This window comes from Pantanalinema rosaneae CENA516 (genome assembly GCF_050753385.1).
In the GTDB taxonomy this organism is placed as follows: Bacteria; Cyanobacteriota; Cyanobacteriia; order Leptolyngbyales; family Leptolyngbyaceae; genus Pantanalinema; species Pantanalinema rosaneae.
Genome location: NZ_JBLZFZ010000004.1, coordinates 37,952 through 53,781 on the forward strand (window position 1 = coordinate 37,952; position 15,830 = coordinate 53,781).

The 15,830-nt window shown below is 49.9% G+C and carries 16 protein-coding genes and 1 pseudogene; 7 read left to right on the forward strand and 10 right to left on the reverse strand.

Going from position 1 to position 15,830, the window contains the following annotated elements; all coding sequences use genetic code 11:
- Positions 1–111: 111 nt before the first annotated feature.
- The 3 genes from ACN4EK_RS03225 to hpf all read right to left on the reverse strand — a co-directional run bounded on the left by ACN4EK_RS03225 (position 112) and on the right by hpf (position 4,582).
- Positions 112–1,467 (reverse strand): CmpA/NrtA family ABC transporter substrate-binding protein, encoded by a 1,356-nt coding sequence (locus ACN4EK_RS03225; protein WP_431656040.1) that lies wholly within the window; start codon positions 1,465–1,467, stop codon positions 112–114.
- A gap of 79 nt (positions 1,468–1,546) precedes the next feature.
- The gene (locus ACN4EK_RS03230) at positions 1,547–3,415 is read right to left on the reverse strand and encodes a ferredoxin--nitrite reductase (protein ID WP_431656041.1); all 1,869 of its coding nucleotides are present in this window, start codon (positions 3,413–3,415) and stop codon (positions 1,547–1,549) included.
- A gap of 528 nt (positions 3,416–3,943) precedes the next feature.
- On the reverse strand, positions 3,944–4,582 hold the full coding sequence (gene hpf, locus ACN4EK_RS03235) for a ribosome hibernation-promoting factor, HPF/YfiA family (RefSeq protein WP_431656042.1): 639 nt from the start codon (positions 4,580–4,582) through the stop codon (positions 3,944–3,946).
- A 179-nt stretch (positions 4,583–4,761) separates the two neighbouring features.
- On the opposite strand from hpf, the gene lipB reads away from it, so the two are divergent.
- Positions 4,762–5,499: a lipoyl(octanoyl) transferase LipB gene (gene lipB, locus ACN4EK_RS03240; RefSeq protein WP_431656043.1), complete on the forward strand. Its 738-nt coding sequence runs from the start codon at positions 4,762–4,764 to the stop codon at positions 5,497–5,499.
- 17 nt (positions 5,500–5,516) lie between these two features.
- Here the strand turns inward: lipB and ACN4EK_RS03245 are convergent, their stop codons facing one another.
- The 3 genes from ACN4EK_RS03245 to ACN4EK_RS03255 all read right to left on the reverse strand — a co-directional run bounded on the left by ACN4EK_RS03245 (position 5,517) and on the right by ACN4EK_RS03255 (position 7,613).
- Complete coding sequence (locus ACN4EK_RS03245) at positions 5,517–6,398, reverse strand: alpha/beta fold hydrolase (protein ID WP_431656044.1); 882 nt, start codon at positions 6,396–6,398, stop codon at positions 5,517–5,519.
- A 54-nt stretch (positions 6,399–6,452) separates the two neighbouring features.
- Positions 6,453–6,923 carry a hypothetical protein gene (locus ACN4EK_RS03250; RefSeq protein WP_431656045.1) on the reverse strand — a complete coding sequence of 157 codons (471 nt, stop codon included), beginning with the start codon at positions 6,921–6,923 and terminating at the stop codon, positions 6,453–6,455.
- A 141-nt stretch (positions 6,924–7,064) separates the two neighbouring features.
- Positions 7,065–7,613 (reverse strand): peroxiredoxin, encoded by a 549-nt coding sequence (locus ACN4EK_RS03255; RefSeq protein ID WP_431656046.1) that lies wholly within the window; start codon positions 7,611–7,613, stop codon positions 7,065–7,067.
- 169 nt (positions 7,614–7,782) lie between these two features.
- Between ACN4EK_RS03255 and ACN4EK_RS03260 the strand changes: the two genes are divergently transcribed.
- Positions 7,783–8,466, forward strand: a complete 684-nt coding sequence (locus ACN4EK_RS03260; RefSeq protein ID WP_431656047.1) for a zinc metallopeptidase — start codon at positions 7,783–7,785, stop codon at positions 8,464–8,466.
- An 84-nt stretch (positions 8,467–8,550) separates the two neighbouring features.
- Here the strand turns inward: ACN4EK_RS03260 and ACN4EK_RS03265 are convergent, their stop codons facing one another.
- Positions 8,551–10,146 (reverse strand): ArnT family glycosyltransferase, encoded by a 1,596-nt coding sequence (locus tag ACN4EK_RS03265; RefSeq protein WP_431656048.1) that lies wholly within the window; start codon positions 10,144–10,146, stop codon positions 8,551–8,553.
- Positions 10,147–10,283: 137 nt separating this feature from the next.
- Between ACN4EK_RS03265 and ACN4EK_RS03270 the strand changes: the two genes are divergently transcribed.
- The gene (locus ACN4EK_RS03270) at positions 10,284–11,006 is read left to right on the forward strand and encodes a hypothetical protein (protein ID WP_431656049.1); all 723 of its coding nucleotides are present in this window, start codon (positions 10,284–10,286) and stop codon (positions 11,004–11,006) included.
- Between the two features lie 18 nt (positions 11,007–11,024).
- Here ACN4EK_RS03270 and ACN4EK_RS03275 read toward each other — a convergent pair whose 3' ends face one another.
- The gene (locus ACN4EK_RS03275; protein WP_431656149.1) at positions 11,025–11,657 is read right to left on the reverse strand and encodes an ABC transporter ATP-binding protein; all 633 of its coding nucleotides are present in this window, start codon (positions 11,655–11,657) and stop codon (positions 11,025–11,027) included.
- A pseudogene (locus ACN4EK_RS03280) lies at positions 11,655–12,305 on the reverse strand (ABC transporter ATP-binding protein); the annotation flags it as partial. The gene ACN4EK_RS03275 and the pseudogene ACN4EK_RS03280, both read right to left, overlap by 3 nt.
- A gap of 162 nt (positions 12,306–12,467) precedes the next feature.
- On the opposite strand from ACN4EK_RS03280, the gene ACN4EK_RS03285 reads away from it, so the two are divergent.
- The 4 genes from ACN4EK_RS03285 to ACN4EK_RS03300 all read left to right on the forward strand — a co-directional run bounded on the left by ACN4EK_RS03285 (position 12,468) and on the right by ACN4EK_RS03300 (position 13,469).
- Entirely contained in the window at positions 12,468–12,632 is a 165-nt protein-coding gene (locus ACN4EK_RS03285) for a hypothetical protein (RefSeq protein ID WP_431656050.1), read from the forward strand.
- A gap of 123 nt (positions 12,633–12,755) precedes the next feature.
- The gene (locus ACN4EK_RS03290; protein WP_431656051.1) at positions 12,756–12,938 is read left to right on the forward strand and encodes a DUF6888 family protein; all 183 of its coding nucleotides are present in this window, start codon (positions 12,756–12,758) and stop codon (positions 12,936–12,938) included.
- Positions 12,935–13,144: a DUF6887 family protein gene (locus tag ACN4EK_RS03295; protein WP_431656052.1), complete on the forward strand. Its 210-nt coding sequence runs from the start codon at positions 12,935–12,937 to the stop codon at positions 13,142–13,144. Before ACN4EK_RS03290 ends, ACN4EK_RS03295 begins: the two co-directional genes overlap by 4 nt.
- 82 nt (positions 13,145–13,226) lie before the next feature.
- Positions 13,227–13,469 carry a hypothetical protein gene (locus ACN4EK_RS03300; RefSeq protein WP_431656053.1) on the forward strand — a complete coding sequence of 81 codons (243 nt, stop codon included), beginning with the start codon at positions 13,227–13,229 and terminating at the stop codon, positions 13,467–13,469.
- A 114-nt stretch (positions 13,470–13,583) separates the two neighbouring features.
- Here ACN4EK_RS03300 and psaB read toward each other — a convergent pair whose 3' ends face one another.
- Positions 13,584–15,809, reverse strand: coding sequence for a photosystem I core protein PsaB (psaB, locus tag ACN4EK_RS03305; protein ID WP_431656054.1), 2,226 nt, complete (start codon positions 15,807–15,809; stop codon positions 13,584–13,586).
- Positions 15,810–15,830: the final 21 nt, after the last annotated feature.

Consider the following 15,830-nt stretch of genomic DNA (forward strand, 5'->3'; position numbering starts at 1 on the left):
AAAAGGGAAAACGCGATCGTTGGGAAAGACGAAACCTAGAGTTAACCCTGACAACGAGGCAAGCTGCATGGTTGAAGATCGGCAACCTGCCTCATTGCAGTTTCTGCTAACTTACGCTGAAACCTTCTTGATCTTGAGTGCCTTTAGATACGCTTCGGGATTTTCAGGATCAAACTTCGTACCATCGAAGAAGGTTTCTACCCCGCGAGAGGTACTCTTGGGAATTGCCGCTTCTTGCCCGATCGCCTTGGCGGCTGCTTGCCACAGATCTTCCCGGTTAACGGCTTCCACCAGTTGTTTGGTATCGGTATCGGCGGGCAGATACCCCCAGCGAATATCCTCCGTTAAGAACCAGAGGTCATGACTCTTGTAGGGATAGGAAGCATTCGTCGCGGCATCTTCCATCCAGAACTTCATCATGTGCGGGCTATTTTCTACGACCTTGCCATTGCCGTAGTCAAACTTGCCCATCGATCGACCCAAGATGTCGTTCTTAGCCACCTTAAACCACTCGCGACCGGAGACGATTTGACACATCTCCTCCTTATTCTCTTCCTGAGCACACCACATTTGGGCTTCCTGAACAGCCATCAGCAGCGCCTTTGCCGCTTTCGGGTTCTTGTCTACCCAATCCGCCCGCAGCGACAGGGCTTTTTCGGGATGGTTGTTCCACAGTTCCCCGGTAGTTAAGGCAGTCAATCCTTGTCCCTGTGCCACGAGTTGAGCATTCCAGGGTTCACCCACACAGAACGCTTCCATGTTGCCAACCTTCATATTGGCAACCATCTGGGGCGGTGGGACAACGATCGTCGAGACATCGGTATTTGGGTCAATCCCCCCAGCCGCTAACCAATAACGCATCCACAGATCATGCGTCCCTCCGGGGAAGGTGACAGCACATTTAATCTCTTTACCACCGGCTTTTGCCTTAGCAAAGGCTTCCTTCAGGGGCGTACTATCGGTTCCCACATTCAGGTCTTTATAGGTATTGGCAACGGAGATACACTGCCCATCCACATTCAGCCGCGCCAGGATATACATGGGCAATTTGGCTTTGCTCTTGGTAATCGTACCTGCCGTCAGCAGATAGGGCATGGGGGTGAGAATGTGGGCACCATCAATGCCGCCACCCGCCGAACCGAGTTCAATATTGTCGCGGGTGACTGCCCAGGAAGCCTGCTTGATCACCTCAACATCTTTCATGCCGTATTTGGCAAAAAAGCCCTTTTCCTTGGCAATGATTAATGGCGAAGAATCGGTCAGGGCGATAAATCCCAGTTTGGCAGTCGTCACCTCGGGGGTATCAGCGGCACTAACATTCACAGCCGGAGCGGCACTAGGAGATTTGGCACTGGAATCCGCTGTGGAACTCGTTGAATTACCGGAGCTACAACCATGAGCCAGCAAACTACCTGCTGCGGCAACACCTGCTGTGGCAATAAACTTCCGTCGTGACAGATTCGTCATGGTTACCTTCCCCGCGATTGATGATTTCAACAATTATTCAGCAAACAAGAAAACTAATTAGCACCAAGTTAAGCATTGCTCAGGCATCTAGCCGGACATATCCGATCGCATGGGCAATGCATGTGAGGATGACACCATTGGCTCGATCGCTCTCAGTTAAGGCTTGTGGTTCCCCGTCATAGCGCACTTCTCCAGTCAGAAGTCGTTGCTTGCACGTGCCACAGTTCCCAGCCCGACAACTACTGGGTAACTCTACTCCCGCCCGTTCTGCGACATCGAGAATCAAGTCCTGTTCTGTACAAGCAATGTCCTTCCCGGTCTGCGTCAGTGAGATCGTGGCAGGAATCGCGGGTACCGTTGGTTCTGGGGCTGTGGGAGTAGGAACAGGGGCAGGCATTGTCGCGATCGGGCTACCCGGTTTCGGTTTCGCCCCGAACTGTTGGATCAGCAGTTCTGCCAGCACAGGTTTCAGATCCTCGCAAGGCACCCCTTTCCTGACGCACTCACCCAGTTCAGCATGTTTGCCCACCTTACCGCCCATAAAGATGTCTACGCCATCCACGGCTTTGCCATTTTTGCGGGTCTTGGTGCCCATTAAGCCAATATCAGCGACTTGAGGTTGCCCACAGGAGTTCGGACATCCTGTCCAATGCATCCGCACCGGCTGAGGTACCTGAAGTTCCGCATCTAATTCTTGAATCAGGGCTAAGGCACGATTCTTGGTTTCAATCAACGCAAAGTTACAGAACTGCGCCCCGGTGCAGGATACCAGGCTCCGGACTAAGGGAGTAGGTTCGATCGCAAACCGCTCTAGTAAGGGTTCCTTCAGTAATGGCGCAATCCGAGAATCGGGCACATTCGGAATGATCACATTCTGTTCCACCGTCAGCCGCAATTCACCACTGCCGTAGACTTCTGCCATCCGAGCCAGGTCAAACATATCTGTGGCATAGAGCCGCCCCACGGGAACATGTAGACCCACATAGTTCAACCCAGGTTGCTTTTGGGCATGAATGCCGATGTGATCCCGCTTATCCCACAGAATCTCGTCTTTCGGCGCAGCGGCTTGCAGGGAATAACCCAGTTGTTGTTCCACGGCTGACCGGAACTTGTCCATGCCCCATTCATCAATCAGCCACATTAACCGAGCTTTCTGGCGATTCGCTCTCAAACCATGATTGCGATAGACCAGTAGAATAGCTTCACACAACGCCACCACATCCCGGGGGTCAACCCAAACATTCATGGGGACAGCCGCCGCACAGCGTTTAGCAGAGAAAAAACCACCCACAAGAACATTGAAACCAAGTTGCCGATTTTTGTAGGCCGGCACAAAGGCAATATCGTTAATTTCAGCGTGAACGGAATTATCCCGACACCCCGCGATCGCAATATTGAACTTACGCGGCAGGTTGGTAAACGAGGGATTCCCTTCACCATTGTTGGTGATCATGTCCTGGACTTTGCGACATAATCCCCGTGTATCAATCAATTCATCGGCATCAATCCCAGCTACCGGGGAGCCAGTAATGTTACGCACATTGTCCATGCCGGACTGAATGCTGGTTAAGCCTGCCTGGTCAAACCGATGAAAAATGTCGGGAATATCCTCAAGCCGAATGCCACGCAATTGGATATTTTGGCGGGTGGTAATGTCGGCACTCCCCTCTTCACCGTAGCGTTGCACGACTTCCGCTAAGACCCGCAGTTGCCCACTGGTAATAATGCCATTAGGAATCCGCATCCGCAGCATAAACTTGCCAGGAGTCACCGGACGGAAGAACACACCCATCCATTTGAGGCGGTAGTCCCGATCGGTTTCATTCATCGCCTCCCAGCCAATTTTGGCGAATTGTTCCAGTTCCGCTTTTACGGCTAAACCATCTTTTTCCGCCTTGATTTTTTCAAACTTATTTAGACTCGCCGCTACTGGAACTGTGCTGGTCATAATTCCTTACTTCCCTTGCTTCAGGCTGCTGATGGGGCAGTACGTGTTGATGTACCGATCGCGCTGTTAAGAAGTTTTGCAATTTCACTCTGGCGCTGTACTTGGTACGTCGTTAGGGATAAGGTAGTCGCATGAACTAGCGAAATTCGTATATCTAGTTACAAAATATTTCGTTCTATGTAGTTTTTGCATGATCGCCATGCAGATTGTGCATTAACCTAGTTTTTAGATTTTGGCAAAATAAACCCGCGATCACTGAAACTGCGGTGAATCAGGGTTTATTTCTTCTACGGGGCGAGAAATTAAGAAGTGTAAATATAACCCATTTCAGTGTAGTTGCCACTGATCACAATACAAAGGGCATGGGTAATTGCTACCCATGCCCTTGATGAACTACCCGCACAAACTAACTCTAACCTTAATGTTTCTTACCTCGCTCTGCTCAATTTAGCGAAGGTCAGTTGGGAATTGTAAATCGATTTTCTACAGAATATTTTTACAATTCCCTGGAGGTTTGTTGCTGACCTCCTATACTGTTTCAGAAACTACATCCGCAGCCTGGGAAACCTTGCCATTTTTGCCATGCGTATGACCATTCCCATTGCGGGGTTGAATCACTCCATACCCTCCATGATTCCGTTCATAAACGACATTAATTTCACCGGTTTCGGTATTCCGAAACACATAAAAGTCATGATCAACAAGTTCTAAGTTTTCCAGTGCCTCTTGAACGGTCATCGGTGGCATTGCAAAATACTTAGTACGGACGACTCTTTCGGGTAACTCTGGGGCACGATCCTGAATCAGATCAGTAACAACCGGCTGATCATTTAAGGCATTGGTTGTCTTGACTGCCCCGTGATTTCGCTCATGACGCTTTTCTTTGTACTTGCGGAGTTGACGGGAAATCTTGTCAGCAACCAAGTCAATGCTGGCATAAAGGTTTTCGCTACCCTCTTCGGCACGCACCACAGCGCCATTGACGTAGATAGTTACTTCAGCCGTCTGCTTAGAGTTGATCCGGGGATTACGGGCTACAGACAGATGTACATCAACTTCATTAATTAAGTTTTGAAAGTGATTAACCGCTTTCTCGATTTTCTGATTGACATACTCACGAATTGCATCTGTAATCTCGATATTTTTGCCCTGGATAACAAGCTTCATAAAGCTTCCTCCCCTAGAAAATGGGTCTTAACCCTGACTGAATAGGGTCTTAACATCACCCTAGCACTTTGTATACTGCTAAACAGTTCCCTTTAGAATGTTTTGCATGAGTTGATAATTCTTGATTTGATTCGCCGTAATTTGATGCAGATTTCCGTTGTCCTCCTCTTGATTTTTGAATGAATTTGAACGACTTTAAAAAATTGGGGCAGAAATCAGTCCTAAATATTCAAGATTATGAGAGTGCGAACTTTCCTACAGATCCTTCGCGCTCGTGTCGGCTGTATATCCAGGGCATCACTCCCTATGCTGAGGCTTGGGCATGGCAACAGCAGTTTGTGGCGGAACGGCGATTGGATCCAACGGCTGATGATGTGCTGATCTTGTTAGAACACTTTCCGGTCTACACGCTAGGACAGGGAGCCAGTACAGAGTTTTTGAAATTTGATCCAGCCCAAACCGAGTGGGAAATTTGTCGAGTCGAACGGGGCGGCGAAGTCACCTACCACTGTCCGGGACAGCTAGTTGGCTATCCAATTTTGAATTTGAATTATTACCAGAAGGATTTGCACTGGTATCTGCGCCAACTGGAAGAGGTGTTAATTCAGGTATTAGCGGTGTATGGTCTGGAGGGCACTCGGATTCCGGGGTTAACGGGCGTATGGGTGGAAGGTCGTAAAGTAGCGGCGATCGGTATCAAGGTCAGCCGCTGGATTACCATGCACGGATTTGCCCTCAACGTTTGCCCAGATTTGAGTGGGTTCGATCGCATTGTGCCCTGTGGCATTCCCGACAAACCTGTGGGTAGCCTGCAACAATTCATTCCCGATATTCAACTGGAAGAAGTGCGGCAACAAGTCGCGATCGCCTTTACCAGGGTGTTCAATGTGGAACTGCTTCTTGAATCAAGCTTGTAGCGACCGATTTTGAGCCATCACTGGGACTGCCGGAAAAACTCTAGTAATTCGCGGTTAACGGTTTGCGGGGCTTCTTGCTGCACCCAATGACCACAATGGGGAATCCGCTTCAGTTGGAACGGCGCTTGAATCAGTTGATCCATGCCCTCTAGCAAATGCGAACTGAGGAACGCATCCTCTTCTCCCCACAACACTAAGGTTGGAACGGTTAACGGGTTTAAAGGTCGTCCCCAATCCCGCAACCAGTGCCAGGGTTGCCAGAGTTGCCGGTAGTAATTAATCGCAGCAGATAGTGCCCCCGGTTTTTCTAGAGCCGATTGATATACCAGAGTATCTTCCTTCGAGAATGCCCCCTTCCGCACCGCCTGACCTTGCAGAATATTCTTGACGAATTCCTTCAAGTTGTGCTGGATCAGCCACTCTGGTAGCCCTGGAAACTGGAAGGCTAACACATACCAACTGCGGCGTAGTTGATCCAGGTTACTGGCCATCTCGTGAACTAATCGCTGCATCGGAGCGGCATTCAGGATCGCCAGTCGATTAATGTGCTGCGGAAACTTTTGAGCGAGATGCCACGCAATGATTCCCCCCCAATCATGTCCCACCACATGGGCACGGGCATACCCCAGACTCTCAATTAATCCCTGGATATCGGCACTGAGGGTATCCAGGTCATACCCACTCTGGGGTTTATCAGAATCGTTATAGCCCCGTAAATCCGGGACGACCACCTTAAAGTGACGAGCCAGGGCAGGAATTTGAAATCGCCAGGAATACCAGAATTCTGGGAAGCCGTGGAGTAAGATGACCAGATCCCCTTCTCCCTGCATCACGCAATGCAGGCGAATCTGATTTGTTTCGACAAAATGATGTTGCCATTCAGCAGACAGAGCGGTCATAGGACGATCGTCAAAACGTCAAAGCAGTGAATCAACAGAACACTAGCCATACTCCTATTCTTCACTATCCGGTGGGCGCATGGCTTCTCGCCCGACCATAAATAAACCGGCGACCCCCAGGCAAACAAACCAGACATATTGATACCAGTAATGCTGGACTTGCTCGATCGCACTCAACTGGGGATGCAGGGTATAAAGATAGAGCATTAAAAACATCATGGCTAATGCGCCAAAGCCAATGAAGACTAAACCAATCTGAATCCGGAGCGGCTGTAACTCCAGATCGCTGATCTGCTCTAGATCAATCTCTGCCAATTCATTCAACGACTCTTCTGCCACCAGAGACACATCGCCCAACTGATCCGCGATCGGTTCAGGTAATAAGGGAGTTAGAGTTTCCAGGGTTTTTAACCGCCACGATCGTTCCGTATTCCGTAACACAACCAATGGGTTGGGCTTCTCTGGCTCTGCCCACTCTGGACGTTGAGGGGACGATCGTCGCTCAGCTTCCGGTTCCAGTTCCATAGGCTTTTGTTCACAATGGATCACATTGCCATCCATTGTAGAAGCAGAAGGGGCGATCGGGCAGATTTGAGGATGAGGGAGGTCAGGGATCTGAGGAAGACGGCTCAGGAACCATCGTTGCTTGTTACCTGTGCCTTGCGGCTAGGCTTGTAACTCGTCTAGCTTCGCCAGCACTTCGGTACTGTGAATAGCGGGACGGACATCGGTGAAAATGGCGCGGAGTGTTCCTTCTGGATCGATGATGAAGCTATGACGCATGGAGACGAAACCGATCCAAGAACCGTATGCCTTACTAACAGAACCATCGGTATCAGCGAGTAACGGAAATTTCAGTCCTTCTGAGTCGCAGAATTCAGCGTGGGAATCGACAGAATCGGCGCTAATACCAATCACCTGAGTGTTGCGATCGCCATATTTCGTCAAGTCTTGCTGAAAGCGCTTGGCTTCCAAGGTGCAGCCAGGAGTAAAGTCTTTGGGATAGAAATAAACCACAACCCACTTGCCCTGGTAGTCCGAGAGGGAAACAGTGCCATCGCCTGTATTGGTAGGTAGAGTGAAGGCTGGAGCGGGTTGATTCAGAGGCGGGAGTTTACCCCCTAATGCGTGAGCCGCCGGGGTAAAGCTAAAGCTACCTAACACTGTGAAGACTAGAGCCAAGAGGATATTTAACCAGGAGCGACGGGAAAGCATAGACCAGAATGTTGAGCGAAACTTAACATAAGTTTACAACGATCGTCATCTAGCGACCACCGTCACCGCGAGTGAGGAAGTCCACCCCTAGAACTCTCTCATGGAAGTGTTAGCATGATCCCATGAAACCAACACAGTCTAAAACGCTGTTGGATAAGGAGTAGACACCATGTTTTACTACCACTGGTCATACCTGCTATTAATTCCAGGTATGTTACTCATGTTCTGGGCACAAAACCGGGTTCAGGGAACTTATCGGAAGTACTCTGAGATTCCTTCCACCATGGGAATGACCGGTGCCCAAGTCGCAGCAACCATATTAAAGCGGATGGGTGTCCATGATGTGGCAGTGGAACCCGTTGCCGGAGAACTTACGGATCACTATGATCCCAGTGCTAAGGCTGTGCGCCTATCTGAAGGCATTTATAATTCCAATTCGTTAGCCGCCGCCGCCGTTGCCGCCCATGAATGTGGTCACGTTTTGCAAGATGTTGAAGGCTATAAGCCCATGAACTTGCGGGCAGCATTGGTACCTGCGGCAAATTTGGGCTCCAATCTGGGACCACTATTGGTCATGGCAGGGCTGATTTTTGGGGCAGTGAATGTATTGATCCCGATCGGAATTGCGATGTTTGCTGCCGTGATCATCTTCCATCTAGTGACGCTACCGGTGGAATTTGATGCGTCTAGTCGTGCCCTCCAGTTGATTGATCAACTCGGAATTTTGCAAGGGGAAGAAAACCGAGCGGCTCGCCAAGTGTTGAATGCGGCGGCGCTCACCTACGTTGCCACTGCGTTGTATGCTGTGTTGCAGCTTGCCCAGTACATCCTGCTTAGCCGAGATCGTAACTAATTGCAGGATGTCGATGGACGGCATCTTTTACCCGTTGGCTTGATGAATATGTGGGGCATCCTTAACCAGATGCCCTGTTGCCGTTTAAAGGTCGCTTGCCTGGTAGGGCTTCAGCAAGGTTTGGCAGAAGTAGACTTGCATCACATCCACGATCGCCCCCCCGCGTTGAATCGGAATTTCAGCGATCGGTTGAATCGATTGAAAGTAGCTCGGGTAGCGATCGAAACGGCTGGGATAGCGACGTTGGGATGAGAAATAGAGTCCATTCGCACCCACCCAATCGGCGGAATTTGTCCAGATCACATAACCACGCTGGTCTTGATCAAAGCTGGTAATCGGTTTATCGGTTAAAGGGGCAACTGCCATGCCGACCTGTCCCGCCAGAAAAATTTCGTCGGTAAATAGAAACGTACTTTGCTCTAAAGCCGCCCGAAAGGGTTCAGACATTGCTAATTCGTGGCGAAGTTGTTGAATATCGAGTAATTGGGCAGACCCATCTGCATCCGCCGAAATCATGCCGCCAAACCAGGCGTAGCGGCTCCCTTGCTGGAGGGTACCGAGATTGAGATGTAATAGAGCGATCGTGATTAAAGTAACAATCACAATGCCTGATCCCCATACCCAACGTTGCACCGAGCGTCGCGATCGGGCTTGCCAATTAGCTGAATACTGTCCCAACAATAACGTCGCGCCCCAAAATCCCGGCATTGCCCAGGTGGGTAGGATGGGACGGTAGCCTCCCATGACCGTAAAACCGACCATCAATGGTAAAGAAATCCAGAGAATCAAGCGTTGTTTCTCTGCTAATAACTCAGTGTTGTGGACGCTCTTAGGTTGTTGGGCGATCGTCCTGCCACTGACCCACCACAACGGCACACCAAAGGTGGGAAACAGATAAGCAATACCAACCAGAAATGTCACGGCTAAATCCAATACACTGTAGCCGCGATCGGGAACGGCTCGACTGGACTGAAACCGTAGGGAGATCCAATCATGTTGAACATTCCAAATTACAATCGGAGCGATCGCCAGCAGAAACAGCCCCAACCCTACCAGCATCCAGGGCGACACCAGCGCCGATCGATACCGGGAACTGGTGAGACAAAACCCGACGAAGCTCGCTCCTAAGACAACCCCATGATATTTGCCTAAACACGCTAGCCCGACGAACAGCCCGACGATCGCCAGTCGGTAACTGGGTTGGTAGGATTCCGGCTGACCGAAGAATTCCAATACAGCTACATATAAAGCCGCTGTCCAGAAAAACATTAACGGACTATCGGGCAAAGTGAGAACACCAAAGCCGACCATGAAGATAGGGATGATACTGGCGATCGCTAAGGTTAAACGTGCGGCGGTGACAGAAAATAGTCGCCGACTGGTGAGATACAGTAACAACAACGATCCGGTATACAGCAGCAAGCTTCCTAAGCGAATGGTGAAGGCGGAAACATTGCCAGTTAACCAACAACCGAATCCAGTTGTGAGAGCTACCAATACCGGATGGTCAAAATAGCTCCAGTCTAAATAACGAGTGTATTGATAGTAATACGCTTCATCAAATCCAGGGGGTAACCACACCGCGATCGCCCCTCTCAGCAACAATCCGGCTGCTAATATGCCTGCTACCCATCGGAATTCGGTCTGAGATAGCCACATCGGATTTTTTGGCGTACTCATAGTTTGGCAACATCCGTCCCATTCGCTAACCAGATCATGAAGTGATAAATTATCAAGAAATAAAAATAGAAGGGTTGGCAACTTTTAAGTGGTGCAACCATTCATCATGACATAGTTGGTTTGAGGAGATTTTAGTCATGAAGTCGAGATTGGCTGGGATGGCATTATTGGCAGGATTGGTAATGATGGGTTTAGGAGGATATGCGGCGGCTCAATCCTATCCATCACCGATCGCTCAGGCACAACCTCCCTATAATTGTCGGACGCGGGAAGTCTGGAGTCCGGCAAAGCAAGCCTGGTGCAAAAAATATGGCAATCCGCAACAACCCGCGATCGATCCTGTGGGACCCGTCGAAAGTCAGAATTGGTACAACTGCTTGACTAAGGAAGTTTGGAGTCCGGAGAAGCGAGTTTGGTGCGATCGCTTGAGAACGCTCCAGAATACGACCTATCAAATTCCTGATGTCGGTACCGTGAAACTGACCGATGGCAAGTATGAAAATTCTGCGCAACAGACAACGGTTACACTGATCAATCAACCAGATCTGATTGCCGTTGGAGATTTAACCGGCGATCGACAACCGGACGCTGTCGTCCTACTGGCAGTCAATACGGGTGGGTCTGGGGTGTTTATGTATCTAGTACCTGTTCTCCAACAAGGAAATCGGCTTCAGCCTGGATCACCTTTATCCTTGGGAGATCGGGTGCGAGTGCAGTCCATCGCGATCGATCAAAATCGCGCCAAAGTGGAGATGCTGACTCATGCTGCTAAAGATCCCATGTGCTGTCCGACGCTGAGAACAATTCAACTCTTTACCCTCCAGATGCAACCAACCTTAGTGCCACTGCTACGAGGGTAATCAGTTAACGCCATTACATTATGGTAGGGCGATCGCCTGTCCCGTCTCAGGGTCAAATAAATGCAGTTTTTCGGGAGCGATCGCTAACCATAATTGATCGCCCATCTGCACAGCGCGATCGGATTCTACTCGCACCTGTAAGGGAGTTTGATTAACTTCAGGCATACCATTTAGCCGCGCCGCTAAATAGGTTTCGCTGCCTAATGCCTCGACTAATTCCACCTGCACAGGTAAATTTTTTGGCGCAGGCGCACCCACACTCAAATGTTCAGGACGAATGCCTAAGGTCAACATTTGACCATCGTACTTTTGCAACACTGGTTCCCAGACTTCCGGCAAGGTGAAGCGAAACTGGTCATGGGTCAGCAGCAAGGGCGCTCTGAACTGGACGGGTAAGAAGTTCATCGGGGGTGAACCAATAAACTCCGCCACAAACCGATTGGCGGGACGGTGATATAACTCCAAAGGTGACGCAATTTGCTGAATCTGTCCCGCATTCATCACCGCAATCCGATCGCCCATCGTCATCGCTTCAGTCTGATCATGGGTGACATAAATCGTCGTTGTGCCCAATTGCCGTTGTAGCTTGACAATTTGCGATCGGGTTTCTGCCCGTAATTTAGCATCCAGGTTCGACAGTGGCTCATCCATCAAAAACACCTGGGGATTCCGTGCCATTGCTCGTCCCAAGGCAACCCGTTGTTTCTGCCCCCCGGATAATTGCTTGGGCAATCGTTTCAACAACGGTTCAATTTGCAATACCTGTGCGACCGATTTAACTTGCCGATCGATCTCCTGCTCCCTAGGCGATCGATACTGTAACCCTTTCGGTAACTGGCGCGTCGTTGTCACCAACATATTTTCTGCCCAACCTGGCATGGTCTTCCCAGCCACCACAGCCTCCTCTCGACGCTGCCCTATGACTTCATTTGCTTTCCAGGTTCGCCGTAACCCAAATGCCAGATTTTCATACACGGTCATGTGCGGATATAGCGCGTAATTCTGGAACACCATCGCAATATCCCGCTCTTTCGGCGGCAAGGTATTGACTAAACGATCGCCCACCCAAATATTTCCGGCAGTAATTTCCTCTAAACCCGCAATCAACCGCAGCAGGGTACTTTTGCCACAGCCCGAGGGTCCCACTAGCACCATAAACTCACCATCTTGAATGGTCAGATGGATCGCCCGGAGCACCGCTGCCGATTGGTGAGGAGAAGCATCTCCAGAAGGGGAAGTGCGATCGCTCACGCCCTTTTGAAAAGTTTTGTAAACATTTTCCAAAATCACCTGTGCCACGGCAGTTATTATTCTCCAGCAAAAAATCAGGAAAAGACTGATGTTGAACTAATTCGAGCAACAATAGTATATTTGTACGTTCCTGGCAAATGGTCTTACCCTGGAACGGCTCTGGTTTTTCACCTTGTCTGCTCTACCCTTAGCAATTTACTACTTTAGCGTATGGTAATCGGAACACTGGTTGTCTTTGGCTTACTCGTTGTGATCTTCAATGAATTTTTTGGCGAGAAGCCCAGCAAAACCCCAGAACAAGAACTGGGTGAAGCCCTCACCAAGTATCTCTCTGCCGGAGTCAAGATCCGTAAAGAAGCGGATGAGAAGAAATAGGCGATCGGTTGCCCCCTTCCCTAAAACCTATACTTTCGGTTTCTCATTGTCCTTAACGTACTTGACAGTACCAAATAACATATACCAGACAAGCAATAGCTATGCTGGATATACATGGAACCAATGAACCAGCGAGTTCAGGGACTTTATCGACTCTGTTATCGGTTAACTAACATCATCTATCCCGGTTGGCAGTACAGAAACATTGAACTCGTCCAAATAGATGAACGGACTGGCAATCTGTACGTGTTGGCTGGAGAAAACTTAGACTTTGAAATTAAGCCAACTGGAGGTTATGAACCATGACCACAGCCAACTATGATGCCATGAGTTTAGATGAACTGCGGCAATTTGTCCTTACTCATCGCAACAATGCTGAGGCGTTTCATGCTTATATCGATCGTTCAAAACGGGCTGGACGCATGATTAGTATTGATCTAAAAGATGCTGATTGGGAAGAAACCTTAGCAATACAAATTCAACAAGCGACCAGCAAAACCGAATTGCCTTAGCGATCGCCTCAATCAATGTCTGAGCTTTTCGAAAAATAGCTCAACCTCAGTACCACACTCGCAAAGCTCCATAAAAATTACTATGCAAATACCAGAAAACCCCAATAATAACGACATTCGTGAAGCCTTAATTCAGTTACGAGAAGAGCTAGGGCAGAAAGTCGATCGTCTGGACTATAAGTTTGATGCTTACCAAAAAGGAACTGACGGCATGGTAAGAATGGCAACCACCATTATCATCGCCACAGCTTCCGTTGTTGTCCTTTCTAGCCTTAACCCTGCCATCACTGCCCTAGTCACGGCTCTATCTGCTTATGGACAATGAAGAGACTATCCAGAGAACTGAAACTGAATTAAAAGATATTGATACATATTAAAAATCCCCCACCGCTATGGCAGGGGATTTTTTAATTAGCTACAGCTAGGTTCAGCTAAGTGATTAACCAAACTTCGCGGCAGTCGAGGCAATCACAAAGGCCGCGTAGGTAAAGATAAAGCCAACCGTGAAGTGAGCTAAACCAACCAGACGAGCCTGAACGATCGACAGAGCAACCGGCTTGTCCTTCCAGCGAATCAGGTTCGCCAGAGGAGTGCGCTCGTGCGCCCAAACCAGAGTTTCGATCAGTTCTTGCCAGTAACCTCTCCAGGAGATCAGGAACATGAAGCCCAGTGCCCAGACGAAGTGAGCGAACAGGAAGATCCAAGACCAGATCGCCAGGTTGTTCATACCGTAGGGGTTGTAGCCGTTGATTAATGGACCAGAGTATAGCCACAGGTAATCACGGAACCAGCCCATCAGGTATGTAGAGCTTTCGTTGAACTGAGCCGCATTGCCACCCCAGAGGGCGAGATGCTTCCAGTGCCAGTAGAAAGTCGTCCATGCGATCGTGTTCAACATCCAGAACATCGACAGGTAGAACGCATCCCAAGCCGAGATGTCGCAAGTACCGCCCCGTCCGGGACCGTCGCAAGGGAAGGCATAGCCGAAGTCTTTCTTATCCGGCATCAGCTTCGATCCACGAGCATCCAGCGCACCCTTGACCAGAATCAGAGTGGTGGTATGCAGACCCAGCGCGATCGCGTGGTGAACCAAGAAGTCGCCAGGACCAATGGTCAGGAACAGCGAGTTCGTGCCATTGTTGATCGCTTCCAACCAACCAGGTAGCCATACGTTGCCGTAGTTCGGCCAAGCGGTGGTCGCAATACTGTCGGGACTCGACAGCAAGGTGTTCATGCCATACAGCAGTTTCCCGTGAGATGACTGAATGAACTGAGCGAAGACCGGTTCAACCAGAATTTGCTTCTCGGGAGTACCGAAGGCAACCACAACATCGTTGTGAACATACAGACCCAGGGTGTGGAAACCGAGGAAGAGAGATACCCAGCTCAGGTGAGAGATGAGTGCTTCCTTGTGTTCCAGCATCCGTGCCAGCACGTTGCCCTTGTTCTGCTCAGGATCGTAATCCCGAATCCAGAAGATGGCACCGTGAGCAAACGCACCAACCATCAGGAAGCCAGCGATGTACTGGTGATGGGTATAGAGCGCCGCTTGGGTCGTGTAATCCTTCGCCATGAAGGCGTAAGGCGGCATGGCATACATGTGTTGTGCCACGAGGGAGGTGATCACACCCAGGCAAGCCAGGTGCCAACCGAGTTGGAAGTGCAGAGAATTGTTGTAGGTTTCATAAATGCCTTGGTGAGGCATGTTGAAAGGACCTTCAACTGGCTTGCCAAAGAATGTCTTGGCATCCATCATCTCTTTGATGCTGTGACCAATCCCAAAGTTGGTGCGATACATGTGACCTGCCACGATGAACAGGACCGCGATCGCGAGGTGGTGGTGAGCCATATCCGTCAACCACAGAGATTGGGTTTGTGGATGGAAGCCACCGAGGAAGGTCAGAATTGCCGTTCCCGAACCGCTAGCCGAACCAAACACATGCTGAGCCGTGTCAGGGTTCTGAGCGTATACGCCCCAGTTGCCGGTGAAGAATGGAGCCAAACCAGCCGGGTGAGGCATGGTGGAGAGGAAGTTATCCCAACCCACATGTTGACCACGGGATTCAGGAATCGCGACGTGGATCAAGTGACCTGCCCAAGCCAGAGAGCTAACACCGAACAGACCAGCCAGGTGGTGGTTCAGGCGAGACTCAGCATTCTTAAACCAAGCCAGTGAAGGACGGAACTTGGGTTGCAGGTGCAGCCAGCCTGCGAATAGGAAGACTGCCGACAGGATTAGGAGGAAGATTGAACCTTGATACAGGTCGCCATTCGTCCGCATCCCTTGGGTGTACCACCAGTGGTAAACACCGGAGTAAGAGATATCAACGGGGTAAGAAGCGCCACCTTGAGTGAAAGCATCAACCGCCGGTTGACCAAATTGGGGGTCCCAAATCGCGTGGGCAATGGGACGGATGTTGAGTGGATCTTGGATCCACTGTTCAAAATTACCTTGCCATGCTACGTGGAACAGGAGTCCAGAGGTCCACAGAAAGATGATGGCGATGTGACCAAAGTGAGAGGCAAAAATCTTTTGGTAAAGATTTTCCTCGGTCATGCCGTCATGACTTTCAAAGTCGTGGGCTGTCGCGATCCCGTACCAGATCCGCCGAGTAGTTGGATCTTGAGCGAGGGCTTGGCTAAATTTGGGAAATTTAGTCGCCATAACTTACTTCGTTCTCCTCGC

What these genes read in the sequence shown, in the direction of transcription:
- ACN4EK_RS03270 (WP_431656049.1), top strand. Translation starts at nt 10,284, where the DNA reads ATGAAGTCGAGATTGGCTGGGATGGCATTATTGGCAGGATTGGTAATG.
- ACN4EK_RS03260 (WP_431656047.1), top strand. Translation starts at nt 7,783, where the DNA reads ATGTTTTACTACCACTGGTCATACCTGCTATTAATTCCAGGTATGTTA.
- ACN4EK_RS03245 (WP_431656044.1), bottom strand. Translation starts at nt 6,398, where the DNA reads ATGACCGCTCTGTCTGCTGAATGGCAACATCATTTTGTCGAAACAAAT.
- psaB (WP_431656054.1), bottom strand. Translation starts at nt 15,809, where the DNA reads ATGGCGACTAAATTTCCCAAATTTAGCCAAGCCCTCGCTCAAGATCCA.
- ACN4EK_RS03250 (WP_431656045.1), bottom strand. Translation starts at nt 6,923, where the DNA reads ATGGAACTGGAACCGGAAGCTGAGCGACGATCGTCCCCTCAACGTCCA.
- ACN4EK_RS03265 (WP_431656048.1), bottom strand. Translation starts at nt 10,146, where the DNA reads ATGAGTACGCCAAAAAATCCGATGTGGCTATCTCAGACCGAATTCCGA.
- ACN4EK_RS03290 (WP_431656051.1), top strand. Translation starts at nt 12,756, where the DNA reads ATGAACCAGCGAGTTCAGGGACTTTATCGACTCTGTTATCGGTTAACT.
- ACN4EK_RS03300 (WP_431656053.1), top strand. Translation starts at nt 13,227, where the DNA reads ATGCAAATACCAGAAAACCCCAATAATAACGACATTCGTGAAGCCTTA.
- ACN4EK_RS03230 (WP_431656041.1), bottom strand. Translation starts at nt 3,415, where the DNA reads ATGACCAGCACAGTTCCAGTAGCGGCGAGTCTAAATAAGTTTGAAAAA.
- lipB (WP_431656043.1), top strand. Translation starts at nt 4,762, where the DNA reads ATGAATTTGAACGACTTTAAAAAATTGGGGCAGAAATCAGTCCTAAAT.
- hpf (WP_431656042.1), bottom strand. Translation starts at nt 4,582, where the DNA reads ATGAAGCTTGTTATCCAGGGCAAAAATATCGAGATTACAGATGCAATT.
- ACN4EK_RS03275 (WP_431656149.1), bottom strand. Translation starts at nt 11,657, where the DNA reads ATGGATGAGCCACTGTCGAACCTGGATGCTAAATTACGGGCAGAAACC.
- ACN4EK_RS03255 (WP_431656046.1), bottom strand. Translation starts at nt 7,613, where the DNA reads ATGCTTTCCCGTCGCTCCTGGTTAAATATCCTCTTGGCTCTAGTCTTC.
- ACN4EK_RS03285 (WP_431656050.1), top strand. Translation starts at nt 12,468, where the DNA reads ATGGTAATCGGAACACTGGTTGTCTTTGGCTTACTCGTTGTGATCTTC.
- ACN4EK_RS03225 (WP_431656040.1), bottom strand. Translation starts at nt 1,467, where the DNA reads ATGACGAATCTGTCACGACGGAAGTTTATTGCCACAGCAGGTGTTGCC.
- ACN4EK_RS03295 (WP_431656052.1), top strand. Translation starts at nt 12,935, where the DNA reads ATGACCACAGCCAACTATGATGCCATGAGTTTAGATGAACTGCGGCAA.